This window comes from Pantoea sp. App145, from assembly GCF_047947045.1.
Classification (GTDB): Bacteria; Pseudomonadota; Gammaproteobacteria; order Enterobacterales; family Enterobacteriaceae; genus Pantoea.
In genome coordinates this window covers 2463042-2488019 of sequence record NZ_CP133290.1, presented here as the reverse complement: position 1 = coordinate 2488019, position 24978 = coordinate 2463042, and the positions used below count along the sequence as shown (strand labels likewise).

General features: G+C 52.3%; 25 protein-coding genes. 18 read left to right on the top strand and 7 right to left on the bottom strand.

The window, feature by feature from the left end; genetic code table 11:
- Positions 1-4 precede the first annotated feature (4 nt).
- The 3 genes from RCF31_RS11380 to RCF31_RS11370 are packed head-to-tail and all read right to left on the bottom strand — an operon-like array spanning position 5 to position 2730.
- On the bottom strand, positions 5-850 hold the full coding sequence (locus RCF31_RS11380; protein WP_084871820.1) for an ABC transporter permease: 846 nt from the start codon (positions 848-850) through the stop codon (positions 5-7).
- Positions 840-1658, bottom strand: coding sequence for an alkaline phosphatase family protein (locus RCF31_RS11375; protein ID WP_416410510.1), 819 nt, complete (start codon positions 1656-1658; stop codon positions 840-842). The genes RCF31_RS11380 and RCF31_RS11375 overlap by 11 nt, the downstream gene beginning before the upstream one ends.
- A 10-nt stretch (positions 1659-1668) precedes the next feature.
- Entirely contained in the window at positions 1669-2730 is a 1062-nt protein-coding gene (locus RCF31_RS11370; protein ID WP_084871822.1) for an ABC transporter substrate-binding protein, read from the bottom strand.
- Positions 2731-2955: 225 nt separating this feature from the next.
- On the opposite strand from RCF31_RS11370, the gene RCF31_RS11365 reads away from it, so the two are divergent.
- The 4 genes from RCF31_RS11365 (at position 2956) to ubiA (ending at position 5675) form a co-directional block, all read left to right on the top strand.
- Positions 2956-3654, top strand: a complete 699-nt coding sequence (locus RCF31_RS11365) for a UTRA domain-containing protein (RefSeq protein WP_299458270.1) — start codon at positions 2956-2958, stop codon at positions 3652-3654.
- A 70-nt stretch (positions 3655-3724) separates the two neighbouring features.
- A complete protein-coding gene (psiE, locus tag RCF31_RS11360; protein ID WP_084871824.1) occupies positions 3725-4135 on the top strand; it encodes a phosphate-starvation-inducible protein PsiE in 411 nt (136 codons plus the stop codon).
- 131 nt (positions 4136-4266) lie between these two features.
- Positions 4267-4785, top strand: coding sequence for a chorismate lyase (gene ubiC, locus RCF31_RS11355; protein ID WP_416410507.1), 519 nt, complete (start codon positions 4267-4269; stop codon positions 4783-4785).
- 5 nt (positions 4786-4790) lie between these two features.
- On the top strand, positions 4791-5675 hold the full coding sequence (ubiA, locus tag RCF31_RS11350; protein ID WP_313683596.1) for a 4-hydroxybenzoate octaprenyltransferase: 885 nt from the start codon (positions 4791-4793) through the stop codon (positions 5673-5675).
- 70 nt (positions 5676-5745) lie between these two features.
- Here the strand turns inward: ubiA and plsB are convergent, their stop codons facing one another.
- Positions 5746-8169 (bottom strand): glycerol-3-phosphate 1-O-acyltransferase PlsB, encoded by a 2424-nt coding sequence (gene plsB, locus RCF31_RS11345; protein ID WP_416413246.1) that lies wholly within the window; start codon positions 8167-8169, stop codon positions 5746-5748.
- Between the two features lie 126 nt (positions 8170-8295).
- On the opposite strand from plsB, the gene RCF31_RS11340 reads away from it, so the two are divergent.
- The 4 genes from RCF31_RS11340 (at position 8296) to RCF31_RS11325 (ending at position 11178) form a co-directional block, all read left to right on the top strand.
- The gene (locus RCF31_RS11340) at positions 8296-8664 is read left to right on the top strand and encodes a diacylglycerol kinase (RefSeq protein WP_299458262.1); all 369 of its coding nucleotides are present in this window, start codon (positions 8296-8298) and stop codon (positions 8662-8664) included.
- A 105-nt stretch (positions 8665-8769) separates the two neighbouring features.
- Complete coding sequence (gene lexA / locus RCF31_RS11335) at positions 8770-9384, top strand: transcriptional repressor LexA (protein ID WP_013507486.1); 615 nt, start codon at positions 8770-8772, stop codon at positions 9382-9384.
- Positions 9385-9476: 92 nt separating this feature from the next.
- Complete coding sequence (gene dinF / locus RCF31_RS11330; RefSeq protein WP_416410504.1) at positions 9477-10808, top strand: MATE family efflux transporter DinF; 1332 nt, start codon at positions 9477-9479, stop codon at positions 10806-10808.
- A 157-nt stretch (positions 10809-10965) separates the two neighbouring features.
- Entirely contained in the window at positions 10966-11178 is a 213-nt protein-coding gene (locus tag RCF31_RS11325) for a CsbD family protein (RefSeq protein ID WP_299458256.1), read from the top strand.
- A gap of 69 nt (positions 11179-11247) precedes the next feature.
- Here the strand turns inward: RCF31_RS11325 and zur are convergent, their stop codons facing one another.
- The gene (zur, locus tag RCF31_RS11320; protein WP_416410502.1) at positions 11248-11769 is read right to left on the bottom strand and encodes a zinc uptake transcriptional repressor Zur; all 522 of its coding nucleotides are present in this window, start codon (positions 11767-11769) and stop codon (positions 11248-11250) included.
- A gap of 449 nt (positions 11770-12218) precedes the next feature.
- Between zur and RCF31_RS11315 the strand changes: the two genes are divergently transcribed.
- The 3 genes from RCF31_RS11315 to pspG all read left to right on the top strand — a co-directional run bounded on the left by RCF31_RS11315 (position 12219) and on the right by pspG (position 15046).
- A complete protein-coding gene (locus RCF31_RS11315) occupies positions 12219-13469 on the top strand; it encodes a conjugal transfer protein TraF (RefSeq protein ID WP_416410500.1) in 1251 nt (416 codons plus the stop codon).
- 98 nt (positions 13470-13567) lie between these two features.
- Positions 13568-14563: a tRNA dihydrouridine(20/20a) synthase DusA gene (gene dusA / locus RCF31_RS11310; RefSeq protein WP_299458250.1), complete on the top strand. Its 996-nt coding sequence runs from the start codon at positions 13568-13570 to the stop codon at positions 14561-14563.
- A gap of 216 nt (positions 14564-14779) precedes the next feature.
- Positions 14780-15046 (top strand): envelope stress response protein PspG, encoded by a 267-nt coding sequence (pspG, locus tag RCF31_RS11305; RefSeq protein WP_299458248.1) that lies wholly within the window; start codon positions 14780-14782, stop codon positions 15044-15046.
- Positions 15047-15238: 192 nt separating this feature from the next.
- On the opposite strand, the gene RCF31_RS11300 is transcribed toward pspG, so the two are convergent.
- Positions 15239-16222: a quinone oxidoreductase gene (locus RCF31_RS11300; RefSeq protein ID WP_416410497.1), complete on the bottom strand. Its 984-nt coding sequence runs from the start codon at positions 16220-16222 to the stop codon at positions 15239-15241.
- A gap of 74 nt (positions 16223-16296) precedes the next feature.
- On the opposite strand from RCF31_RS11300, the gene dnaB reads away from it, so the two are divergent.
- The 7 genes from dnaB to RCF31_RS11265 all read left to right on the top strand — a co-directional run bounded on the left by dnaB (position 16297) and on the right by RCF31_RS11265 (position 23786).
- Positions 16297-17703: a replicative DNA helicase gene (gene dnaB, locus RCF31_RS11295; RefSeq protein ID WP_084871836.1), complete on the top strand. Its 1407-nt coding sequence runs from the start codon at positions 16297-16299 to the stop codon at positions 17701-17703.
- A 128-nt stretch (positions 17704-17831) separates the two neighbouring features.
- The gene (locus RCF31_RS11290) at positions 17832-18323 is read left to right on the top strand and encodes an Lrp/AsnC family transcriptional regulator (RefSeq protein ID WP_084871837.1); all 492 of its coding nucleotides are present in this window, start codon (positions 17832-17834) and stop codon (positions 18321-18323) included.
- Between the two features lie 228 nt (positions 18324-18551).
- Positions 18552-19166, top strand: a complete 615-nt coding sequence (locus RCF31_RS11285; protein WP_299458239.1) for a YitT family protein — start codon at positions 18552-18554, stop codon at positions 19164-19166.
- 48 nt (positions 19167-19214) lie between these two features.
- Positions 19215-20408, top strand: a complete 1194-nt coding sequence (locus tag RCF31_RS11280) for an amino acid aminotransferase (protein WP_299458237.1) — start codon at positions 19215-19217, stop codon at positions 20406-20408.
- A 261-nt stretch (positions 20409-20669) separates the two neighbouring features.
- The gene (locus RCF31_RS11275) at positions 20670-22880 is read left to right on the top strand and encodes a hypothetical protein (protein WP_416410494.1); all 2211 of its coding nucleotides are present in this window, start codon (positions 20670-20672) and stop codon (positions 22878-22880) included.
- Positions 22881-23016: 136 nt separating this feature from the next.
- A complete protein-coding gene (locus tag RCF31_RS11270; protein ID WP_084871840.1) occupies positions 23017-23439 on the top strand; it encodes a secondary thiamine-phosphate synthase enzyme YjbQ in 423 nt (140 codons plus the stop codon).
- A complete protein-coding gene (locus RCF31_RS11265) occupies positions 23436-23786 on the top strand; it encodes an MmcQ/YjbR family DNA-binding protein (protein ID WP_299458235.1) in 351 nt (116 codons plus the stop codon). Before RCF31_RS11270 ends, RCF31_RS11265 begins: the two co-directional genes overlap by 4 nt.
- On the opposite strand, the gene RCF31_RS11260 is transcribed toward RCF31_RS11265, so the two are convergent.
- Complete coding sequence (locus tag RCF31_RS11260) at positions 23783-24847, bottom strand: NAD(P)-dependent alcohol dehydrogenase (protein WP_084871842.1); 1065 nt, start codon at positions 24845-24847, stop codon at positions 23783-23785. The two genes, RCF31_RS11265 and RCF31_RS11260, sit on opposite strands and share 4 nt — an antisense overlap.
- Between the last annotated feature and the right edge of the window lie 131 nt (positions 24848-24978).

Below are 24978 nucleotides of genomic sequence, written 5' to 3'. Positions count from 1 at the left end.
CTCCTCAGGATGGTTTAGCGTTGAGATAACTGCGGCGCACCAGATATTGCTGCACCACTGTAATCAGCGCCATCAGCAGCACCAGCAGCATCGCCAGCGCGCCGCCGGTGTTGGGATCAAGCGAGATATCGCCCGATACCAGCGCGGCAATACGCACCGGCACAACGTTAAAGTTACCGGTGGTGAGTGCATAAATGGTGGCATACGCGCCAAGGGCGTTTGCCAGCAGAATCACAAAAGTGCCGAGCAGGGCCGGGAACAGAATCGGCAGACCAATATGCCACCAGTAGCGCCAGCGGCTGGCCCCCAGCAGTGCAGCGGATTCCTGCCAGTCCTGACGCAGGCCATCAAAGGCCGGATACAGCAACAGAATGCCGAGCGGGATCTGGAACCAGGTGTAAACAATCACCATGCCGTCGCGCGAGAACAGTTTGAAGCTTTCCAGCAAATTGTAGTGGCGCAGCAGCAGCGTCAGGCAGCCGTTCAGGCCCAGCAAAATGACAAAGGCAAACGCCAGCGGGACGCCGGCGAAGTTGCTGGTCATGTTGGTAAACGACATCAAAAAGCGCTGGAAACGTCCGCTGCCTAGCTGATGCAGCGAATAACCGGCAACCAGCGCAATCAGCAAACCATAAATGCTCGACCAGATGGAGATATCCAGCGACAGGCGAAACGCCTGTAAATAGAAGGGTGAGGTCAGGATATCGGTGTAATTATCCAGCCCCCAGGCTTCATTCATGTCGCTCCAGAAGCTGTTGATGGCGATCCACAGCAAGGGCGCGAGCTGGAATGCTACCCAGAACAGGGCAAAGGGCAGCAACAGCAGTAGCGCGAGGCCTTTACCCTTCATGACGCGGCTCCGCCAGCAGGCCGCGGCAGACCGGCTTATCATGCTCAACGCCCAGCAGGGTGCAGACGATACCGCACAGCTCCGTTTGTTGTGGTTCCAGATCAGGCTGCTTTGAGAAGCCCTCACCAAACACAAACAGCGGGACATGGGTCTCTTCCGGCAAAATGCCGCCGTGCGAACGGTCGTCGTTCATGCCGTGATCGGCAGTGACAACCACCTGATAACCGGCGGCCAGCCAGCCCGGCATCCAGTGCGACAGATAACCATCAGCCATGCGTGCGCGGTTGCGGTACTGTGGCGATGACAGGCTATGTTTGTGCCCGGCATCATCGATGTTCATCGGGTGGATCAACAAAAAGTCAGGGTCATGACGCAGACGCAGGCTTTCCGCGTCTTCAAACAGATGGGAATCCGGATAGCCGTCGTCCCAGTAAAAGTGCCCATATTGAATGGGCAGATCAGGCGCGACCGTATGCCGGTCGCGCGCTGCATTGAAGGGGGTTTGGTTATAGAGTTCACTCACCCAGTGGTAGGCAGCGGCAGCGGTGGTTAAACCGGCGGCGCGTGCGTAATGGAAGATGCTGCGCTCTTTACTCAACCGGCTGACACCGTTATGAATAATACCGCTGCGCACCGGCGTGATGCCGGTGAGAATGCATTCATACAGCGGGCGCGACAGTGACGGCAGTTCGCAGGTCAGCGTGTAATATTGACCGTTGCCCTGCGCGCATTCGGCAAACAGGTAGCCCATCGCATGTTGTGCGACCTGATTGCTCAACCCATCCAGTACCACCAGGATCGTTTTCATCCCCTTCTCCTTACTGCTGCATATTGATGATTACGTTCTCCTGCCACAGACGCGGCAGCGCTTTTGACGTTTTGTCCCAGGCAGCCTGGTCTTTGATCGGACGGGCATTTTTATATTCAGACTGCGGCAGCAGTTTGGCCTGCACGTCTGCTGGCAGCGTCAGGTATTGCGCGCGAATCGGGCGTGCATAACCTTTCGCCAGGTTGGTTTGGCCAGCATCAGAGAAGATATATTCACGCGCCAGTTTGGCGGCGTTCGGGTGTTTGGCGTATTTGTTGATGATGGTGGTGTAACCAGAGGTCACGGAGCCGTCAGACGGGATCACCACTTCATAGCGGTTTTTGTCGATCTGATCGCGATAGTTCAGGCCATTAAAGTCCCACACCACAGCAACCTGGATTTCGCCTTTTTCGATGTTGGCAATCACCGGATCGGTCACGCCCAGGCGGCCCTGTTTAGCGAGATCAGCAAAGAAGCCCAGTGCCGGTTTCAGGTTCTTTTCATCACCACCCAGCGCATAGTTGGCCGCCAGCACGCCGTTGGCAGCCTGAGCAGCCACGCCTACGTCACCGATAGTGACCACATACTTACCTTTCTTCAGATCGGCCCAGCTGTGCGGCACATCTTTAACCTGCTGTTTGTCGACCAGGAAAGCGATGGTGCCGGTATAAGCCAGCATCCAGTTACCTTCTTTGTCTTTCGCCCAATCCGGGACCTGATCCCAGTGTGTTGGCTTATAAGGCTGAGCCAGACCTTTCGCGACCGCAACAGGACCGAAAGCGGCACCCACGTCACCGATATCGGCGCTGGCGTTCTCTTTCTCTGCGGCAAATTTCGCCAGTTCCTGCGCCGAAGACATATCGGTATCGCTGTGCTTCAGGCCATATTTGCTGCTGATGTCATTCCATGTGTCTTTCCAGTTGGCCCAGCTATCTGGCATGCCGACACTGTTGATTTGACCTTCGCTGCGCGCGGCTTTTTCCAGCGCGGCAAGATCGTTGTCGGCAGCTTGCGCGGCGGGCAGCGCAAGCAGTACGGCACTGGCTACTACAGAGGCGATTAACGCTTTCATCTCAGTTGCTCCCGGTGTAAGTTGAGGGACATCTTGGTCTAGTCCAGCAAGAACCGAGCCAATGTAGCCTTTGCATATGAAGGTTTTATGACTACAGCGGTGAAATGTGGTGTGGCGAGCAAATCCACATGCCATGCTGGAGCGCAATGATGTCGGGCATAGCTTGTCACTGAATTGTCATCGAACTGTCATAGTGCAGCTTCGCCCCAAAATGAGGCTTTATAGATGTCGTCGAAAACGGCGGACGTAATTGCAGCCGCGCTGCACAGTCGTATTGATGCAGGGGAGTTCGCCAGCGGGCGCTTACCGGCTGAACGCAGCCTGAGCGAACAATATTCCACCACGCGTATTACCCTGCGTGAAGCACTGGGATTGCTGGAAGCGCAGGGCATTATCTACCGCGAGCTGCGGCGTGGCTGGTTTCTGGCGCCGCCAAGGCTGGTATATAACCCGCTGCATCACAGCCATTTCCACGCGATGGCGGCACAGCAGGGACGTATTGCCAGCACCGAAGTGATTGAGGCGCGCCAGGTACCGGTGCTGCAATCGGTGGCGCAACAGTTGCAGCTGGCGGAGGGGGATGATGTTTATCTGATTCGTCGTCTGCGGCGCATCGATGGCCGTGCGGTGTTGTATGTGGAGCACTACCTCAATCCACATTATTTTCCCGGCCTGCTTGAAGAGGATCTCACCCGTTCCCTGACTGACCTCTATAACCAGCGCTATGGCATCCGTTACGGCGGTGCGCGTTTTACTATTTTGCCGGGGCCATTACCCGCTCGCGCAGCGCCTGCGCTGAATGTTGCCAGTGGCACACCGGGGTTACTGATCACCCGTATCAACCGTGACCAGCATAAACGGGTGATTGACTGTGACTGTGAATACTGGCGCTACGATGCGCTCTGTGTGGATGTTGATGTCTGAGTATATTGTGAATTTGATCACACTATCGCATGATAGCGCCAGAGATAAGGCGTTCTATTAAGGCGAAGAAATGACTGAAAAATCAATGGCGGGGCAACTGATTGCCCGGGGGCTGCAATGGGTGCTGAACCTCGGGTTGGTGATCCTGGCAATCATTCTGGTGGTGTTTCTCGGTAAAGAAACCATCCATCTGGCGAATGTGCTGTTCAGCACTGGCGAACAGGCATCGTCATTCCTGCTAATCGAAGGGATTGTTATCTATTTTCTCTATTTCGAGTTTATCGCGCTGATTGTGAAGTATTTTCAGTCGGGTTATCACTTCCCGCTGCGCTACTTCGTCTATATCGGTATTACCGCGATTATTCGTTTAATTATTGTCGACCATAAAAATCCTTTCGATACGCTGTGCTATTCGGCGGCGATTCTGATTCTGGTGATTACCTTGTGGCTGGCGAACAGCAACCGCCTGAAACGCGAGTAATTCACCTGCTATAGCGGCGCGATGTTTTATTTTGCCTTCGGGTGCCGAAAACCGCGCCGTTACCAATTCGTGCAAGCACGCAGCGGCAGTGGTGCGTTACACTGAGACACTTTTTTCTGTGGAGTGTTTTTATGTCTCAGGATGCGCTGGCGCAACTGCGCGCGCTGCACTGGCTGCCCGCTTCTTCTCCTTTGCTTTCCGCTCCTTTGCTGGACTGGCTTATGGAAGAGGACTCAATGACCCGGCGCTTTGAGCAGCATTGCCAGCAGGTCACCGTCAAGGTTGTGCGTGAAGGTTTTATCCCTGCCAGTGAGCTGGAGGATGAAGGCCAGCAACTGCCAGAGGATGAACGCTTCTGGCTGCGGGAAATTATCCTGTGTGGTGACGGTATTCCCTGGCTGGCTGGGCGAACGCTGGTGCCTGAAAGCACGCTAAATGGACCTGAGCAAATGCTACAGCAACTCGGCACGCGACCTCTTGGCCGCTATCTTTTTGCTTCTTCAACGCTGACACGCGATTTTATCGAACCGGGCCAGGTTGATGAATTGTGGGGACGTCGTTCACGCCTGCGTTTATCGGGCAAGCCGCTGTTGTTAACTGAACTGTTTTTACCTGCGTCACCGCTGTACCGCGCGCAGGTTCAAGGATAAAGATTGTGCAAAAGACTCTGGGAATAAATAAATTGCAGGCGTACAGCCGCCTGATGCGTATAGATAAACCCATTGGCACCTTGCTGTTGTTGTGGCCCACACTATGGGCGCTGTGGTTATCGGGGATGGCGATCCCGCCGTTATCGGTACTGCTGGTGTTTGTGTTGGGTGTGATCGTGATGCGTGCAGCCGGTTGTGTGATCAATGACTACGCTGACCGTAAAGTCGATGGGCATGTGAAACGCACTGCCGCTCGCCCGCTAGCCAGTGGCCTGGTGTCTGAGAAAGAGGCAAAGCTACTGTTTGTTGGCTTGGCGTTGCTGGCATTTGTGCTGGTACTGACCATGAATCTTATGACGATTCTGCTGTCGGTTGTCGGGCTGGCACTGGCCTGGGTTTATCCCTTTATGAAGCGCTATACCCATCTGCCACAGGTGGTACTGGGCGCGGCATTTGGCTGGGCGATTCCGATGGGGTGGGCCGCAGTTAGTGAGTCCTTACCTCTGGTTTGCTGGCTGGTGTTTATTGCTAACCTGTGCTGGACCGTTGCATACGATACGCAATACGCCATGGTGGACAGGGATGATGATCTGAAGATTGGGGTGAAATCGACGGCGATTCTGTTTGGCCGGTATGACAAGCTGATCATCGGCCTGCTGCAACTGGCGACGCTGGGTCTGATGGCTGTGGTGGGATTACTGCTAAATCTGAACGGTGCATTTTACTGGTCGCTGCTGCTGGCGGCAGGCTTGTTTGTCCATCAACAGAAACTGATTGCCCGGCGCGAGCGTGATCCCTGCTTCCAGGCGTTCCTCAACAATAACTACGTTGGCCTGGTGCTGTTTATTGGCATTCTGTTGAATACCCTGCCGTTTATTGGTTTGATGTAGTCGCGGTAGATCAGATGAAAAAAAAGCCGTCATCGGTAAAGGATGACGGCTTTTTTATTTCTGGCTGGCGTTAATCGTGAACGGTGGCGCTCTCAATCGTCAGGCGCACATCGCTGGTGACCAGCTCTGCCAGCATCAGCCACATAATCTGCGTACGTTGCACATCGGCATCGCCGCTGTCGTTGAGATAGCCCTCATCTCGCAGGGTCATCACCAGTGTCGTGAATACCGCTTTATCGAAGAACTCTGGAGCATTAATGCCATGGAGCACTGACAGGCGCTGTGCCAGCGTGCGGCTCTCTTTCTCCAGCGTGCCCCGGTTGATGCTGGGTTTCGCGCTGAGGATGGAGAAGGTAATGGCAAAACGCTGTAAGGTTTCACGAATACCGGCTGCCAATAGCTGAAGGGTACGAGAGCGTGCAGCACTCAGCTTCAGCAGGCCATCCTGTTGGCTCACCAGACCCTGGCGCGCCATTTCAGCACAAAGATTCTGCAGCAAGCCAGGTAATTCATCGCTGCTCCAGCGCAGGAACAGTTCACTCTTCAGCATGGGATACACCAGACTCACCTGGCGCAGTAACTCCGCTTCACTGATTTCCCGGTGCTGCTGCACAATCGCGGCAATCAATGATGGCATAACCAGCATATGCTGGATATTGTTGCGGTAATAGGTCATCAGAACCGCCTGCTCGCGCGGCAGAATGATGATGTCACCAATGTTGTCCTGCTCGGTCTCAAACTTGTTCATGCCCATGGCGTGATCAAGCAGCGCTTCAGCACTGAGGTTCGGCACTGTGGCTTCTGACGAGTAAGGGACATTGCGCAGCAACTGGGTGTAGCATTCCAGTTGCTCAATCAGTTGCTCGCGGGTAAGCGAACGCTGACGAGATGCCAGCAGTGCGGTAACGCACAGGTTCATCGCATTGGCGGCCCCGGCTTCGTTAATTCGCACCATCAGACGGTTCGCGATGTCATTCACGGCGGGGGTCATCCACGCCTGACGCGGTGGTTCAATCGGATCGATGGACTCACGCCATTCCGGTACATGTTTGTTCAGGTAATTCACCAGCGGCAGCGGTTCGCCGAAGTTGACATAACCCTGGCCCAGATTGCGCAACTTACGCAGGCCGCGCACCATCTGCATAAAGCCTTCTTTTTCTTTCACCGCCCCGCGCAGTTCTTTGGCGTAGGTCCCCACTTCCATCACATGCTCGTACCCAATGTAAATCGGCACGAAAGTAATCGGACGGCTGCTGCCACGCAACAGGGCTTGTAACGTCATTGACAGGGTGCCGGTTTTCGGGTCCAGCAGGCGACCGGTACGTGAACGTCCACCCTCGACAAAGTATTCAACCGAATAGCCGCGATTAAACAACTCGCCAAGATATTCACGAAAAACAGTAGAATAGAGCTTGTTGCCTTTAAAGGTACGGCGAATAAAGAACGCACCCAGACGACGGAAAATCGGACCGGCAGGCCAGAAGTTAAGATTGATACCGGCAGCGATGTGCGGTGGTACCAGACCCTGGTGGTAAAGCACATAGGAGAGCAGCAGGTAATCCATATGGCTGCGATGGCAGGGAACATAGACAATCTCGTGACCATCCTGTGCCAGCTGACGTACGCGCTCGCCGCCATTGACGTTGATACCCTGATAGAGTCGGCTCCACATCCATCCCATGACGCGGTCAGTGACGCGGATGGCCTCATAGGAGAAGTCAGCCGCAATCTCTTCCATCATTTCAATGGCGTTCTGCTGTGCCTTCTCATGGGAAATCTTTTTGCTGCGCGCTTCATCTTCCACAGCCTTTTCAATGGCTTTCGATTGCAACAGCTTGTTAAACAGATCCTGGCGGGCGGGTAAACGCGGGCCGATGGCAGCCAGACGCTGGCGGGCGAAGTGAATACGCGCCACGCGGGCCAGTTTTTGCGCAATTGACTTGTCAGTTCCATGCTCGGTTGCCATCTGACGTAGCGACACTGTCGGCGAGAAGCGGACAAAGCTGTCGCGGCCATGCCAGAGAATGGCAAAGAACTTCTGTACACCGTTAAGAATGCGCAGATGTGGCGTCTGTTCACCCTGTACTTCACGGCCTGGTGCGCGTCCAAACATCACCGACACTGGCAGCATTTGCACATCCAGTTCGGGGTTGCTGCGATGCAGATCGAGATAGTCATGAAATAGCTTCACTGACTCCAGATTCGGCACGAAATAAGGGAAAACGCGTGGACCGTCGTGGATAAAGACATAGCGTGGCAACAACGTGCCATCAATTTCCAGTGGTGTAAGCGGATCCGGCAGATCGTGTTTCAGACACTGCGAACGCAGTGTGAGTAGATCGGCCTTGGAATCATAAGGCAGCACATATAGGATTGGCCGCGTTGAATCTAACCCATGTTCAGACACAGGATCCGACGGAATAGCCTTACTCTTTACCAAAATGGAGAGTGGTAAATTCAATAATTTATAATAAAGTTTACGCCAACCTGACATAGACAACTTTAAGCCTCTTGTTAGCAAAGCGCGGCAAGCATACCAGAAAGTGCCGCGAAGATCTGTGGCCGTGCCATTCCCGGCTGCCCAGACATTGACGTCAAAACGAGTAAAGGGTTCAACGACATGGCAAATAACGTCACCGGTATTCTCAGGATAGTGAAAGCTGCCGGTTATTCCTGGCAGGGATTGCGCGCCGCCTGGCAACATGAAGCGGCATTTCGCCAGGAGGCTATCGCCGCACTGGTGGCGATTGTGGTGGCATGCTGGCTGGATGTTGACGCGATCTCCCGCGTACTCATGATCGGTTCTGTGGTGCTGGTGGTCATCGTTGAGATTATGAATAGTGCCATTGAAGCCGTCGTCGACCGCATTGGTCAGGAGCGTCATCCGCTGGCCGGACGCGCGAAAGACATGGGGTCGGCTGCCGTATTGTTAGCTATCTTACTGGCTATTTTCGTCTGGATCGCGCTGCTTTGGTCGCATTTGCGATAAGGATTCCGGATTCATCAACTCGCTGATTTTTCCCTCAGTTTTGGTTTCCATTTCGCCAATACCTGTATATACTCACAGCGACTGTATAAACAACCAGGGGGCGGGATGAAAGCGTTAACCAGCAGGCAGCAACAGGTCTATGATCTGATTCGCGACCATATCAACCAGACGGGCATGCCGCCAACGCGTGCGGAAATTGCTGCGCAACTGGGCTTCCGCTCACCGAATGCGGCAGAAGAACATCTGAAGGCTCTGGCACGCAAAGGCGTGATTGAAATCGTCTCCGGAGCGTCGCGCGGTATTCGTTTATTAATGGAAGAAGAAGCCAGTGAGGGGCTGCCGCTGATTGGCCGTGTCGCCGCGGGTGAACCGTTACTGGCCCAGGAGCACATCGAGGCTCACTACCAGGTTGATGCCAACCTCTTCAAACCCACCGCTGATTTCCTGTTGCGCGTTAGCGGCATGTCGATGAAAGATATCGGCATTATGGATGGTGACTTACTGGCGGTACACAAGACTCAGGAAGTGCGCAATGGCCAGGTCGTGGTGGCGCGCATTGATGATGAAGTCACAGTGAAACGCTGGAAAAAGCAGGGCGCGATTGTGCAGCTGCTGCCAGAAAACAGTGACTTCCAGCCGATTGTGGTCGATACCCGTGAACAGTCACTCACCGTTGAAGGGCTGGCGGTGGGTATCGTGCGCAACGGCGAATGGCTTTAATCCTTTAAATCCCCCACTACGGTAGCGCCTCTGCGCTGCCGTGGTTTGATTTGCCAAAATAACTGTAGCGCAGCACAAACCGGGACGGGCTGATGCAGCTGTTTTCCTCCTCTGATAAGACACTCTGGCGGCTGGCGCTGCCGATGATCCTTTCGAATATCACGGTGCCGTTGCTCGGCGTGGTGGATACCGCGGTGATTGGCCATCTTGACAGTCCGATCTATCTCGGTGGCGTGGCAGTGGGTAGCACTGCAACCAGCTTCATTTTTATGCTGCTGTTGTTTTTACGCATGAGCACGACCGGACTGACTGCCCAGGCATTTGGTGCCAGCGATAAAACGGCGCTGGCGCGTGCGCTTACCCAACCGTTGCTTATCGCATTGATCGCAGGTGTGTTGTTTATGTTGCTGCGCACACCTGTCAGCAATCTGGCGGCTGCGCTAATGGGAGGCAGCGTTGCGGTACAGCAACAGGCGCAACTGTTTATTCAGATTCGCTGGCTCAGTGCTCCCGCTACGCTGGCTAATCTGGTACTCCTGGGCTGGCTGTTGGGTGTGCAGTATGCACGCGCACCCGTTGTTTTGCTGGTGGTGGGCAACCTGGTCAATATTCTGCTGGATCTGCTGTTTGTGCTCGGCCTGCACTGCGGAGTGGCAGGCGCTGCTGCGGCTACGGCACTGGCCGAATACGTCACCCTGGGTGTCGGGCTGTTGATGGTAGCTCGGGTATTAAAGCTACGTGGTATTGATTTCACCCTGCTGAAAGAGAGCTGGCGCGGTGGTGCCGCCCGCCTGTTTCGTCTCAATCGCGACATTATGTTGCGCTCATTTCTGCTGCAAATCTGTTTTGCTTCTCTGACGATCTTTGGCGCGCGCATTGGGCCAGATGTGGTTGCAGTCAACGCGGTTCTGCTGATGTTTCTCACTTTCACAGCCTACGCACTGGATGGTTTCGCTTATGCGGTTGAAGCCTGCTCTGGTGAAGCGGTTGGTGCGAAAGATCGCAGCCAGTTGTTGCTGGTCTGGCACGCGGCATGCCGTCAGGCAGGCCTGGTGGCGTTGCTGTTCGCCATGATGTATGCCCTGTGCGGGGTACAAATTGTCGGGTTGCTGACCTCGCTGGACGAACTCCGCGCAGCCGCCGACCGTTACCTGGTGTGGCAGGTGGTGATGCCCCTGGTGGGGGTATGGTGTTATCTGCTGGATGGCATGTTTATCGGCGCGACGCGTGGCAGGGAAATGCGTAACAGCATGGCGCTGGCGGCGCTGGGTTATGGCCTGTCGTTGCTCACCTTACCCTGGTTGGGAAATCATGGTTTGTGGCTGGCGGTGACGGTATTTCTGGCATTACGCGGACTCACGTTGTGGCTGGTCTGGCGCCGCCACTGGCGTCATGACAGTTGGTTTTCGTATAGTGGAATATAACTTATTAATTACAGATTAATCCGTAAGTGTGCTACCTGATATTCATTGTCTACTATAATTATCCTTAACAACGCAATTAAGTAGCGTGTTATATCGGCTTTTACCTTCAGGGAATGGGTATGCCGTCAACTCACTGGAAATGACATGGAGAACGGTTATGAACAAAGACGAAGCGAGTGGAAACTGGAAGCAATTCAAAGGGAAAGTGAAAGAAAAATGGGGCAAGCTGACTGATGATGATATGACCGTCATCGAAGGGAAACGTGATCAGCTTGTCGGTAAAATTCAGGAACGCTATGGCTACGCTAAAGACCAGGCCGAGCGTGAAGTGAAAGACTGGGAAAGTCACAACAAGGATCACCGTTGGTAATGGACCCGTTTAAGGACGATGCTCCCAGGCTCCGATCCTGATGATCGGGTTGGCACAAGGAGGTGCCATTTATCCCTTCCTCAACCGCTTTTTGCCTTCAATCTGATGATCATGATCGCAACTTTCATGATGGGTACAGGCTTCCACTTCGGCACAATTTTCACAGAGTCCATGGGCTTCAATCACGCTATGGCGCAACGCAAAACCCGCTTGTTCAGCCAATCCGGAGATGATCTTTTCAACGCCATGCGCATGTTTTTCACTGACGGCTGCACAGCGGTCACAAACCAGCATCACTGAAGTGTGTGCAGGCTCATCAAAATGATGGCAGACCACGTAGCTGTTGTTGGATTCAACGCGATGGATAAATCCCTGCTCCAGCAGAAAATCCAGTGCACGATAGATGGTTGGCGGTTTTGCCTGGGGTTCACTGACGCGCAATTGATCCAGTAAATCATAAGCACTGATCGATCCATTTTGCTCGGCCATCAGGCGTAGCACTTCGGCACGTTGTGTGGTCAGACGCACGCCGCGTTGCAGGCAAAGCGTTTCAGCCTGGTTCAGAAGTTGGTCTGGCGACAAATTTGACATAAGTGTTCTCCGGGTGCCGAGTGATGTTATTTTATCACACAAATTTTTACGCTGCTGTGATTGCTTTTCTCGCTGAAGATTGCCAGGAAAAATCTTGTTTTTCATAAGATTAATATCAGTGTTATTCCTCTTTTTTCCTCATATTGTCATCTGCGTTCCTTATTACGGATTTATTATCAAACCGGCTAATCGGTTTTTGCTTTGCAACTCACCGACTTAGCGTCTAAGGTTCAAAAGGGCTTAAGTAATAGCTGGCCTCAATTTAGATATCGTTTAATTTTTTGCATAAATACACGACAGATTGCTGCGCCAGCAGTCAATTCTGCGAATAGCAGTGCTATTTCCTTTTATTTCACAGCAATAAATCGTTAGCCCAGGTTCACAATAAGGGCTGGTAAATTGTTTCGTCGATGACTTGGTCACGACATTTGAAAGGTGATGGCAGGCTCATGGTGAAGACATTATTCAGGCGCAATAAAGTTGCTTATCTTGTTGTTTTTAATTCAGTATTTCTTTCCTCTTCAGCTCTGGCAGCAGGTACCTGGTACGACGCACGTAATGACGCAATGGGCGGCACAGGTGTTGCGTCTTCCACCTGGAGCTCCGCGGTACTGGCGAACCCGGCATTGATGACCAAAGCAAAACCTGATGATGACGTAAGTATCATTTTCCCTTCAGCGGGTGTGCAGGTTACCGATAAAGACAAACTGATTAATAAAGTCGATGACATTACGGATACTGTCGATCGTTATCAGGATGTCATCAATAACTTAACCTTCCAGGATTATCTCAACGGCTACCCGCAGCTTAAAGCCGCAGCAGGGGATATGGCGAATCAGTTGAGTGACCTGCGGGGTAACAAAGCAGATGGCTCGGCGGGTGTGGCGCTGGCTGTCACCGTGCCTAATGAGACGCTGCCCTTTGCGTTTATCACCAAGGCTTACGGCACTGCGCATGTTCGTGCGAATGTGGCGCAAAGCGATATAGATTATCTGAACGGCGTGGCCGACGGGACCATCATTCCGGTGCCGGGTGATGAAGATAATTTGCGCTCCAGTGCCAATGGGCTTGCGGCGTTAGTGACTGATTACGGTATTTCCGTGGCGCACCAGTTTACCATTGCAGGCCATCCGGTCTCTGTAGGCATCACGCCAAAGCTGCAGAAAACCTGGTTGTATAATTACACCGCCAGCATTTACAACTACGACAAAAGCGACATCAACAACAGCCGTTATCGCAGTTCCGATACCGGTTTCAACGTGGATGCCGGTATCGCCACTGATTTTGCCGACAACTGGACTTTCGGTTTGACCGGTCAGAACCTGATTTCGCGCAACATCGATACCAAAGAAGTGGATGGCTATCGCGATACTTACCAAATCCGTCCGCTGGTCACTACCGGTCTGGCCTGGAACTACGGTCCTGTGACCCTGACTGGCGATGTCGATCTGACGCAAACTAAGCGTTTTAAATCAGAAGACAGTAGCCAGTATATCGGCGTCGGTGGCGAGTACCGTGTGCTGGACTGGTTGCAGCTGCGTGCCGGCTATCGCGCCGATATGAAGTCGAATGACACCAACGTTTTCACTGCCGGTTTTGGCCTGTCGCCGTTTAACAATACGGTACATCTGGATCTGGCCGGTTCGGTTGGCGCAGACAATACCTGGGGTGCGATGGTGCAGCTCGGATTTAACTTCTGATTGATGTTCTTCACACCGACGGGCGGCTGTGTCGCCCGTCAATCCTGTGGTATGATTGCGCAGATTGTCATCACTTAACCCCGGATTTACTGCGTTTCATGACCGATACTTTCTCTTCGCAACGTTTTTCCATTGCTCCCATGCTCGACTGGACTGACCGTCACTGTCGTTATTTTCACCGCAAGTTAAGCGGCGATACGCTGCTTTACACCGAAATGGTGACCACCGGCGCAATCATTCATGGTAAGGGCGATTATCTGGCCTTTAGCGAGGATGAGCATCCGGTCGCACTGCAACTGGGTGGCAGCGATCCGGCGGCGTTAGCGCAGTGTGCACAGCTGGCAGAAGCGCGTGGCTATGACGAGATCAACCTTAATGTAGGGTGTCCGTCCGATCGTGTGCAGAATGGTCGCTTCGGTGCCTGTCTGATGGGAGAAGCTGCGCTGGTTGCGGATGGTATTAAAGCGATGCGCGATGTGGTGAGCATTCCGGTGACGGTGAAAACCCGCATCGGCATTGATGATCAGGATAGCTACGCATTCCTGTGCGATTTCGTTGGCACTGTGGCGCAGCAGGGGGGTTGTGACACCTTCATTATACACGCGCGTAAAGCCTGGCTTTCGGGTCTGAGTCCGAAAGAAAACCGTGAGATCCCGCCACTCGACTATCCACGCGTCTACCAACTGAAGCGCGATTTCCCGCAGTTAACTATGGCTATCAATGGCGGTATTAAAACGCTGGAAGAGGCGAAAATCCACCTGCAACATATGGATGGTGTGATGATGGGACGCGAAGCCTATCAGAACCCCGGCATTCTGGCGCAGGTTGACCGTGAACTGTTTGGGCGTGATACCCCGGTGGTGGATCCTGTGGCGGTGGTGCGCAGTATGTACCCTTATATCGAAGCGGAACTGGCGAAGGGGACTTACCTCGGCCACGTCACACGCCATATGCTGGGGCTATTCCAGGGAATCCCGGGCGCACGCCAATGGCGTCGTTATCTGAGCGAAAATGCGCACAAACCGGGAGCGGATGTGCGTGTGCTGGAAGCCGCACTGGCACTGGTGGCGGATAAGATCCCACAGGAAGCCTGATTGGATTCGTAACGGCGCGATTTATCGCGCTGTTATGGCAGATCTATGATCTGGCATCACAGAACACGGTTTTATTTACACCACAAGTTAGTCAATTTCACCATTTCATCTGCACGCAATTCGCACGACATCCAACAATATCAGCGAGTTAGCGCAATTCTCATTCTGGCACGCATCTTGTAATGCCTCTCCTGTTACCAACATAGGAGAGCCTTCGTGGAAATATTATTTATTATCGGCTTTTTTCTCATGCTGCTGCTGACCGGCGTGTCATTGCTGGGCGTGATTGCGGCGCTGATTGTTGCAACGGTGCTGATGTTCCTCGGTGGGTTGTTTGCGCTTGTTATTAAATTGTTGCCGTGGCTGGTGCTGGCCGTGGTCGCCGTCTGGTTATATCGAGCCTTCACCACGCCTGATGGTGAAATAAAGATGCAGCGACTGAAAAGAAAAATCAGTAAGTTAGAGAAGAATGGCTGGCGCTAAATGCGGGTGTGATCACAGAGTTAATCATTGCTTAGTACAAATACGCAATTAAACATATTTTTTACTTATGTTTTCTGCCAGGATAGCTGCCGTTGAGTCAACAATGAATTCATCGCCGCTGTCCCTACACCAGCGCGAACTATAAAAAAGAAAAAGGGGCTTCCTACGGGAAGCCCCGTTTGCTTTCTGGCGTCAGGGAATCAGCAGGCTGGATCCCAGCGTGGCGCGGCTTTCCAGCACCCGATGAGCCTCGGCCGCATCGCTCAGCGCAAATTTTTGCTGTTCCGGCACGGTGATTTTAATCGCATGGCTGGCGATCAGAGAAAACAGTTCAGCACTGGCGCTGTCGAGTTCTTCACGGTTAGTTATGTAGCCGAACAGCGAAGGGCGAGTGACAAACAGCGACCCTTTCTTATTCAGAATCCCCAAATCGACACCGGTTACGGCACCGGAAGCATTACCAAAACTCACCATAAGGCCATGACGGCGCAGGCTATCGAGTGAAGGCTCCCAGGTATCTTTACCGACGGAGTCGTACACCACCGCCACTTTTTTACCGTTCGTCAGCTCGCTAACACGCTGCGCAATATTCTCGTCGCGATAGTTAATGGTGGCCCAGGCACCGGCATCTTTGGCCATCTGCGCTTTTTCGGCTGAGCCGACGGTGCCAATCAGGTGCGCACCTAACGCTTTCGCCCACTGGCAGGCAATCAGGCCAACTCCGCCAGCCGCCGCGTGAAACAGGAACGTCTCATCCGGTTTGACTTTATAGGTCTGGCGCAGCAGATATTGCACCGTCAGACCTTTCAGGAACGAGGCGGCTCCCTGCTCAAAACTGATTCGCTCCGGCAAAATCACCAGACGATCTTCGTGCACATTGTGCGCCTCGCTGTACGCGCCGAGGGATGACTGGCAGTAGACCACGCGGTCGCCCGCCTTAAAACGCGTCACCGCAGAACCGACTTTTTTCACCACGCCCGCCGCTTCGGTGCCCAGCCCGGATGGCTTCGCCGCGACCGGATATAATCCGCTGCGCACGTAAGTGTCGATGTAATTGATGCCAATCGCCCGGTTTTCTACCTGCACTTCATGTTCAGCGGGATCGGCAAGATCAAAATCCACCCATTGCAACACTTCAGGGCCGCCGTGTTCGTTGAACTGAATACGCTTTGCCATTCTGACTCCTGTGATTGTTCAGCCTGTGACGTTATACTTGCGCGTCACTACTTAAGATCGGTAATGCATTCACTATGGCAGGAAATAAACCCACCAACAAATCGAACGAACCCCGCGACCGTCAGCTGGAAGGTGTGAAAATGCCGCCGCATTCCATTGAGGCGGAGCAGTCGGTACTCGGTGGGTTGATGCTGGATAACGAGCGCTGGGACAATGTGTCCGAGCGTGTGGTCGCGGATGATTTTTTCAATCGCTCACACCGGCTGATCTTCTCCGAAATGCAACGGCTGCTGGAAGCCGGTCAACCTATCGATCTAATTACGCTGTCGGAATCGCTGGAAACACGTGGTGAGCTGGATATGGCGGGGGGCTTTGCCTACCTGGCCGAACTGGCGAAAAACACCCCAAGTGCCGCGAACATTGGCGCTTATGCGGATATCGTACGTGAACGTGCGGTGGTGCGAGAAATGATCTCGGTGGCGAACCAGATCGCCGATGCCGGTTATGATCCGCAAGGGCGCAGCAGTGAAGATCTGCTCGATTTCGCCGAATCTAACGTCTTTAAAATCGCGGAACAGCGCGCAAATAAAGATGATGGCCCGAAAAACATTGAGCAAATCCTCGAAGCCACGGTATCGCGCATTGAATCGCTGGTTGCCACGCCGCACGATGGTGTTACCGGGGTGGATACCGGTTATCAGGATCTGAACAAAAAAACCGCCGGTTTACAGGGCTCGGATCTGATTATCGTTGCAGCTCGTCCGTCGATGGGTAAAACCACGTTCGCCATGAACCTGTGCGAAAACGCCGCCATGTTGCAGGAAAAACCGGTACTGATCTTCAGTCTGGAAATGCCCAGCGAACAGATCATGATGCGTATGCTGGCTTCATTATCACGCGTTGATCAGACCCGCATCCGTACCGGCCAGCTGGAAGATGAAGACTGGGCGCGTATTTCGGCCACCATGGGTATCCTGCTGGAAAAGAAGAATATGTATATCGATGATTCTTCTGGTCTGACGCCGACGGAAGTGCGCTCCCGTGCACGCCGTATCTATCGTGAAAACGACGGTCTGAGCATGATCATGATCGACTACCTGCAATTGATGCGTGTGCCATCGCTGTCCGACAACCGTACGCTGGAAATTGCGGAGATCTCGCGCTCGCTGAAGGCGCTGGCAAAAGAGTTGAATGTGCCGGTCGTGGCGTTATCGCAGCTGAACCGATCGCTGGAGCAGCGTGCTGATAAGCGCCCGGTCAACTCGGATCTGCGTGAATCCGGCTCGATCGAGCAGGATGCTGACCTGATCATGTTTATTTATCGTGATGAGGTTTATCACGAAAACAGCGATCTGAAAGGTATCGCTGAGATCATCATCGGTAAACAACGTAATGGACCGATCGGTACAGTACGTCTGACCTTCAATGGTCACTGGTCGCGTTTTGATAACTACGCAGGCCCGCAATACGACGACGAATAATCCTCTTTCCCCCTATGCATGCACGATTTGTGCATGCATTTCACGTCATCACAAAATAGTGTTGGACAACCCCGTCTTTAATCAGGTTATCTGTAGCAAAGCGCACCCTATTACGCTGTGGAAGCAGAATGACTCAGGTAGACGATTACGACCTTAAGATACTGACATTATTACAATCTAATGGCCGCCTCACGAACCAGGAACTCAGTGATTTGGTGGGCCTTTCGGCGTCCCAATGTTCACGCCGCCGCATCAATCTGGAACAGGCAAACCTGATTCTCGGCTATCACGCCCGGTTGTCGCCCGATGCTATCGGCCTCGGCATGGTGGGTTTGATTGAAGTGCGGCTGATTAATCACACCCCCGATTACGAAGAAAGTTTTCACCGGATGGTTGAGCAGGAAACCGCCATCGTCGATGCGTTTAAAACCACTGGCGACGCCGATTATCTGCTGAAAGTTGCCGTGTCTGACCTGGCTTCATTGAGTGCGTTAATCAGCCAGCTGGTGTCGGGTCATCAAAGCGTGGCCCATGTGAAAACGTCGGTGGTATTAAGCCGTTTAAAAGAGAACGGTTTGATGATAATTCCCGAGCACAAAACGCGCCAAAAAAGTGCGTGATGTGCTAGTCTGGTGCAGTTAATGCCATTCAAATGCAAAAAACGCGCACCGGATAACAGATTTGTGCATGGATTTATGGATTAGTCATTCGTCAATGCACAAAAACCTGCAATAAAGCGCCTTAGTTATCAATTGGATAATCACTGGCACCCATCGGCGACGAGCAGACGTCGCCGATGTGGTGCGTTTTTTGCATTTGAACCGCATCAATTGCAATGAGAAAAATCCATGGATAACGTTGTTCAACCTACCAAAATCCCCCATTCCCGCATTGAAGATGCTCTGGCGATTGTGCTGGGTACGCTGATGGTCTCCTTTGGCGTCATTATGCTGAAGCAGGCCGGTGCGCTCACCGGCAGCTCTGCCGGGATAGCTTTTTTAATTAGCTATCTGACGCCGCTTTCGTTTGGCAGCGCGTTTTTCCTGATTAACCTGCCGTTTTACTGGCTGGCAGTGCGTCGTATGGGCTGGGAATTTACCCTGAAAACCTTCTGTGCCGTGGCGCTGGTGTCACTCTTTACCCATCTGCATCCGCTGTTCATCCATTTTTCTGCGCTAAATCCGTTTTATGCGACATTGTTCGGTAACGTGGTGATGGGAATTGGGTTTATAGTGTTGTTTCGTCACAAGGCCAGCCTTGGTGGCGTCAATATTCTGGCGCTCTGGCTGCAGGACCGCATCGGTCTGCGCGCCGGAAAACTGCAAATGGCCGTCGATACCTGCGTGGTGCTGGCGTCGTTATTTGTGGTCTCTGTACCTATGTTGCTTGCCTCGATAGCGGGCGCGGTGGTCCTCAATCTGATCATCGCCATGAATCACCGCCCCGGCCGCTATATGGTTTGATGATGCATCGTTACCTGACTTTTATGACCAATCATGGAGATCTGCACCGTGTTTCAAAATGTTGATGCCTATGCCGGCGATCCGATTCTGTCGTTGATGGAAACCTTCAAACAGGACCCGCGTGACAACAAAGTGAATCTGAGCATCGGCCTCTATTACAACGAGCAGGGCATCATTCCTCAGTTGCAGGCCGTCGCCGCAGCGGAAGAACGCCTGCAGGCGGCACCGCATCAGGCTTCGCTCTACCTGCCAATGGAAGGTTTCGGTCCTTATCGTAACGCGATTGCCCCGCTGCTGTTTGGCAATGAGCACCCGATGCTGAAAGCCGGTCGCATTGCGTCCATTCAGACGCTGGGCGGTTCAGGTGCGCTGAAAGTGGGTGCGGACTTCCTCAAGCGTTACTTCCCGAATTCAAATGTCTGGGTCAGCGATCCAACGTGGGAAAACCATATCGCTATCTTTAACGGCGCGGGTTTCGAGGTGAATACCTATCCCTGGTATGACGCAGAAACCAACGGCGTGAAATTTGATGCCTTTATCGCAGCGCTGAAAACCCTGCCGAAGCAAAGCATTGTGCTGCTGCATCCGTGCTGCCACAACCCGACCGGTGCCGACCTCACTGATGCACAGTGGGATCAAACCGTTGAGGTGCTGAAGGCGCAGGAACTGATTCCTTTCCTCGATATCGCTTATCAGGGCTTTGGCGCAGGCATGAACGAAGATGCCTATGCGATTCGCGCGGTTGCCGCAGCAGGTCTGCCGGCGCTGGTCAGCAACTCCTTCTCGAAAATCTTCTCACTGTATGGTGAACGCGTCGGCGGACTCTCTATTGTCTGTGATAGCGCAGAAGAAGCGGGTCGTGTGCTGGGTCAGCTGAAAGCGACTGTGCGTCGCAACTACTCCAGCCCGCCTAACTTTGGTGCGCAGGTGGTTTCCTGTGTGCTGAATGATGAAGCGCTGCTGAAAAACTGGCTGGCGGAAGTTGAAGCGATGCGTGTGCGTATTATCGAAATGCGTCAGGCGTTAGTCGCGGTACTGCGTGAGAAACTGCCGGGCCAAAACTTCGACTATCTGCTGAAGCAGCGCGGTATGTTCAGCTACACCGGCCTCAGTGCACAGCAGGTTGATCGCCTGCGCGACGAATTCGGCGTGTACCTGATCGCCAGCGGTCGTATGTGTGTGGCGGGTCTGAACAGCCGCAACGTCCATCAGGTTGCAGAAGCCTTTGCTGCCGTGATGTAACGCCTGTCTCTGGCCGTATCTGAACCGCCATGCCCTCGGGCTGGCGGTTTTTTTATGGATAAATCATCAAGCTTGCCGAAAAACAATAGTTTTTGTCAGAAAACAGAAGATCTCAGTAAGTAGCCTAAAGAATAATTAGTCCTGAATCAGAAAGAATTAAAGGGTTTTATAAATCCATTCCACTAAATTTTAGTATTCTTCTGGAAGATTTTAATAAACCTTTTGTTCTTGTTGAATGACTTTGCAATCAGGAGGTTTATTATGTTGGGAGATGTTATTCAAGCTCGAGTTTATAATGAGGTGCCCGCTACCTCAATTCCTGCCGCGACAACAGAATCTGGACAAAGTGATGGCGGTTTCGATTATGAAGAGCACGCCATATCTGACACTGATGGGGATTTAAGTGTTGGAATCTATCGGCCTAAATCAGTTAATGGGCAAGGTGATGCATTTATTATTGATGATAAAACCTTTTCTGATCTGCAGCAACATAAAGGCGCTTTCAATGAGTTAAGTCAGTTATGTGAGCGAACCAACAGTTCAATCATCGTAATCAAACACTTAGCACAGGATGCTGACAGCAGTGATAGTGATAAAATAGTAAGCTCATTATCAAGTGATGGTCTTTTTGATCAAAATCATATTCACAATCTGAAAAATCCATCTGGAGAGATTAGCTCAGTTTTCAGAAGTATTGATATTGCGATGAATTTGAAAAAACTCACTGATAATGAACTGATTGAAAAGTATCGCAGTTGTTTCCGAGGTTTCGAAAATGTTTTTGTCACGATGATTGTTTTAGATGGGCAACTTAACACCATTACGAAGGGCGAGCTACCTAAATTGATTGCAAAAGAGCTGGCTCAGGAGTCGGCTAAAACGGTCGTTGGAGGCGTAGCCTGGGCGGCCAGTACCGCAATTGCGGGTGCGGTACTTCCGGCTGCTGTCGCCGGTCCCGGTTCCCTTCTTCTGGGAAAAGCCTTGTTTAAATGCAGTAATCAGCTGCTCTCTTCGGCGATAGACAGAATATTACTTGCTTACCGATGCCCATTTCCCAACTGGGCCAATCCTTATAGATCTGATATTAAAGCCTCACTTGACAATGCGAACACACCGCGTTTTTTACCGTTCCTGGCCAATATCAATATGAATCATGACATTGCTGGTCGTCTACGTAAAGATGAACCACAATTAAATATAAATACCCTCTGGGTCGGGCGAAAATCCGCTCCTGACCCTCTGCCAGAGGGCACTTTAATCATCAGCGAAGCGCCCCCGGAGTTGACCAAAGTAAAACCACGAAATAAAGAAAGCTCGCGGTCAAAAATGAATGCTTTCACATCAACAATGGGTTTGCATAGAAGTCAGAAAGATGCCGTGCAGGGTTCTCAGGGAGGGTTGGCCAGTCAAACTCTAAAAGTCGCGATTGATTATATTAAGACGCCTGTAATGGCTGCTGAGATATTTTTGAACCGTGCATATGATTGGGTGAAAGCGAGCAAGGGTATTAGTCTGGAGAAAGCTGAAAAACTGAAAAATGTGATTGAATTTGCAGTTGAAAATCATCAGGGAAATGTACAGGAATTTGATCTTATCTGTGATGAAATGGCCACCAGAAATATTAATACTGACAATATTCGGCAAGATATTCCAGACAGCATTACAACGTATCTTTCATTCTATACCGATACTAAAATCACGAAGGATACTGTTGAGTGGAAAGCAGGAAAGGTCAGTGCGACGCTTGGTGATTTGACGCGATTAGTCGATTCCATAGCAAGAGGTGATAATCCGGCTAAAACAATCGCAAAACAAAAGAAATATAGTGCGGAACAATTTGTGGAGAAATTATCAAAGGCGGATACGCAAGCCAAAGAGGATCGCGTGAAACTTTATTCAGCAATCGTAACGGGTTCGCTGAAGGATGATTTATCTGCTCAGGTCAAAACGATGGTTAATTCTTTGAAGTATGCCCATAAACTGCATGCTGAGTTTGACAGTGGCAAAGTGGACAAAGATTACAGCAGATTTATTAACAAAGAAGGGCTGCAAAGGCAGGTTGAAATGTTGCCGAAACTGGCGGGGATGCTTGAGGAGCTGGACCTGGAAATCGAGGCATTTTTGCCTGCGCTCAGTCTGTCTGCGGCACGGGAGTCATTCCGCAAATCTGAAGATTTATCAAAGATAAATCAAAAAACGCCTAAAGCCATCACGCTCAATGAGGCGAACCTCGAAAGAATCCATAACATGCTGGAAAAGTGTATGGCGGCATGCCTGTATGCCAATGAGATACATCTGGAGCCAACCCTCAATCGGGGAGAGGATGTTTTACCGTCCGGCAAGGATGAGGTCTCTGCAACACATGCGTTATCCGAAGAGGCGTTCGCAGGGCTGCTATTGCCGCTGGAAAAAGCGGTAAAAAGTATCAGCGCCAGTGCTTCTTCACTGGCAGCATTGGGTTTTGTCGCGTAGGCGGCAGTGCTTCATCAATCAGCCGCCATGCCCTCGGGCTGGCGGTTTTTTTTCGCACATTTCCAGTCCGCTTTTTCCTTTACCTTTTGCCGACATGCTGCACACTTAAACGGTGTGTTTAATTCAGGATTCCAGTATGTGGCACCAGCAAACCTTAACGCTTAGCGCTAAACCCCGTGGTTTTCACCTGATCACTGACGAGGTAGTCGGGCAAATTCGTGCGCTATCAGATGTGCGTATCGGCCAGCTGCATTTGTTGCTACAACACACTTCAGCCTCGCTGACACTCAATGAAAATTGCGACCCCACGGTACGTAGCGATATGGAACAACATTTCCTGCGCCATGTGCCGGAAAATGCCCCGTATCAGCATGATTATGAAGGTGCAGATGATATGCCTGCGCACATTAAGTCATCGTTACTCGGCGTATCCTTGTTACTTCCGGTCAGCCGGGGACGGCTGGTATTGGGTACCTGGCAGGGGATTTATCTCGGTGAACATCGGGTACACGGCGGATCGAGGCGCATAGTCGCCACCTTACAAGGGGAGTCATCATGAACACTTCGGATTTACTGACGTATTGCATGAGCAAGCCGGGCGCGGAACAGAGCGTACACAGTGACTGGAAAGCCACGCAGATTAAAAGTGAGGGTATTTTGTTTGCCATGGTGCATGACGTTAAGGGGCGTCCAGCGGTATCGCTGAAAGCCACGCCTGCGCTGGCAGAGTTACTACGCGAGGAGCATAGCGATGTGTTCCCAAGTGAGCATCTCAATAAAACCCACTGGAGTACCCTGTGGCTGGATGGTTCACTGAAGGATTCGCAGATTTACTATCTGGTGGATGCCTCCTGGCAACAGGCTGACGCCACGCGCGCGGCGGGCGTCAGCCATAACGAGGATTAAGCCGCAGCTTCCTCACGCAGGGTGTTGATATCAATTACAAATCGGTACTTCACGTCGCTTTTCAGCATACGCTCGTAGGCTTCGTTGATTTGGTTCATGGCGATCAGTTCGATATCGGAAGTGATACCGTGCTTGCCACAGAAATCCAGCATTTCCTGGGTTTCCGCAATGCCACCAATCAGCGAGCCAGCGATGCTGCGACGCTTGAAGATCAGGTTAAACACCTGTGGTGCCGGGTGATCATGTTCAGGTGCACCCACCAGTGTCATATTGCCATCGCGTTTCAGCAGGGCAATAAACGGGTTGAGATCGTGCTGTGCTGCCACGGTGTTGAGGATGAAGTCAAAGCTGTTGAGGTGCTGCGCCATCTGATCGGCATCTTTCGAAATCACCACTTCGTCAGCGCCCAGACGTTTACCATCTTCGATTTTTGACGGTGAAGTGGTAAACAGCACCACATGCGCACCCATCGCATGTGCCAGTTTCACACCCATATGGCCCAGGCCACCCAGGCCGACAATCCCCACTTTTTTACCCGGACCGACGTTCCAGTGGCGCAGCGGCGAGTAAGTGGTGATACCGGCACACAGCAGCGGTGCGACACCGGCCAGATCGAGGTTTTCCGGTACGCGCAGCACAAAGTTTTCATCCACGACCATGCTGGTGGAGTAGCCGCCGTAGGTGATGGCTTTGGTTTCGCGATCTTCACCGTTATAGGTGCCGACAAATCCATTTTCGCAATATTGCTCCAGCCCTTCCTGGCAGCTCGGACAGCTGCGGCAGGAGTCAACCAGACAACCTACACCTACCAAATCACCCACTTTGTATTTGTGGGTGTGTGCGCCAACCGCAGTGACGCGACCAACGATTTCATGGCCCGGCACCACCGGGAAAATGGTGTTTTTCCATTCATTACGCGCGGTATGAAGGTCAGAGTGGCAGACGCCGCAGTACAACACTTCAATCTGCACATCATGAGCGCGCAGTTCGCGCGGCTTATAGTCGAACGGGGCGAGTTTGGATTTCGCGTCCTGTGCGGCATAGGCATGCGTAATATTCATGGTGTCTCCAGTTACGATGTGTCGAGAGTTTTTGCGGGATCCCGTCAACCGAAGCGGGCGGGATAAAGGCACGTTAAGCGTGCCAAAAAGGAACTGTGTAAGGATAGTCAGCCAGGTGGAAAGCGTATATG

Excerpts from the sequence above, each read along its gene's own strand:
- RCF31_RS11260 (WP_084871842.1), bottom strand. The coding sequence starts at position 24,847 with ATGAATATTACGCATGCCTATGCCGCACAGGACGCGAAATCCAAACTC.
- RCF31_RS11285 (WP_299458239.1), top strand. The coding sequence starts at position 18,552 with ATGGATAACGTTGTTCAACCTACCAAAATCCCCCATTCCCGCATTGAA.
- dusA (WP_299458250.1), top strand. The coding sequence starts at position 13,568 with ATGACCGATACTTTCTCTTCGCAACGTTTTTCCATTGCTCCCATGCTC.
- RCF31_RS11325 (WP_299458256.1), top strand. The coding sequence starts at position 10,966 with ATGAACAAAGACGAAGCGAGTGGAAACTGGAAGCAATTCAAAGGGAAA.
- RCF31_RS11340 (WP_299458262.1), top strand. The coding sequence starts at position 8,296 with ATGGCAAATAACGTCACCGGTATTCTCAGGATAGTGAAAGCTGCCGGT.
- RCF31_RS11380 (WP_084871820.1), bottom strand. The coding sequence starts at position 850 with ATGAAGGGTAAAGGCCTCGCGCTACTGCTGTTGCTGCCCTTTGCCCTG.
- psiE (WP_084871824.1), top strand. The coding sequence starts at position 3,725 with ATGACTGAAAAATCAATGGCGGGGCAACTGATTGCCCGGGGGCTGCAA.
- RCF31_RS11270 (WP_084871840.1), top strand. The coding sequence starts at position 23,017 with ATGTGGCACCAGCAAACCTTAACGCTTAGCGCTAAACCCCGTGGTTTT.
- zur (WP_416410502.1), bottom strand. The coding sequence starts at position 11,769 with ATGTCAAATTTGTCGCCAGACCAACTTCTGAACCAGGCTGAAACGCTT.
- ubiC (WP_416410507.1), top strand. The coding sequence starts at position 4,267 with ATGTCTCAGGATGCGCTGGCGCAACTGCGCGCGCTGCACTGGCTGCCC.
- RCF31_RS11375 (WP_416410510.1), bottom strand. The coding sequence starts at position 1,658 with ATGAAAACGATCCTGGTGGTACTGGATGGGTTGAGCAATCAGGTCGCA.
- RCF31_RS11265 (WP_299458235.1), top strand. The coding sequence starts at position 23,436 with ATGAACACTTCGGATTTACTGACGTATTGCATGAGCAAGCCGGGCGCG.
- lexA (WP_013507486.1), top strand. The coding sequence starts at position 8,770 with ATGAAAGCGTTAACCAGCAGGCAGCAACAGGTCTATGATCTGATTCGC.
- RCF31_RS11365 (WP_299458270.1), top strand. The coding sequence starts at position 2,956 with ATGTCGTCGAAAACGGCGGACGTAATTGCAGCCGCGCTGCACAGTCGT.
- RCF31_RS11315 (WP_416410500.1), top strand. The coding sequence starts at position 12,219 with ATGGTGAAGACATTATTCAGGCGCAATAAAGTTGCTTATCTTGTTGTT.
- RCF31_RS11290 (WP_084871837.1), top strand. The coding sequence starts at position 17,832 with ATGACTCAGGTAGACGATTACGACCTTAAGATACTGACATTATTACAA.
- dnaB (WP_084871836.1), top strand. The coding sequence starts at position 16,297 with ATGGCAGGAAATAAACCCACCAACAAATCGAACGAACCCCGCGACCGT.
- RCF31_RS11370 (WP_084871822.1), bottom strand. The coding sequence starts at position 2,730 with ATGAAAGCGTTAATCGCCTCTGTAGTAGCCAGTGCCGTACTGCTTGCG.
- RCF31_RS11275 (WP_416410494.1), top strand. The coding sequence starts at position 20,670 with ATGTTGGGAGATGTTATTCAAGCTCGAGTTTATAATGAGGTGCCCGCT.
- dinF (WP_416410504.1), top strand. The coding sequence starts at position 9,477 with ATGCAGCTGTTTTCCTCCTCTGATAAGACACTCTGGCGGCTGGCGCTG.
- RCF31_RS11300 (WP_416410497.1), bottom strand. The coding sequence starts at position 16,222 with ATGGCAAAGCGTATTCAGTTCAACGAACACGGCGGCCCTGAAGTGTTG.
- plsB (WP_416413246.1), bottom strand. The coding sequence starts at position 8,169 with ATGTCAGGTTGGCGTAAACTTTATTATAAATTATTGAATTTACCACTC.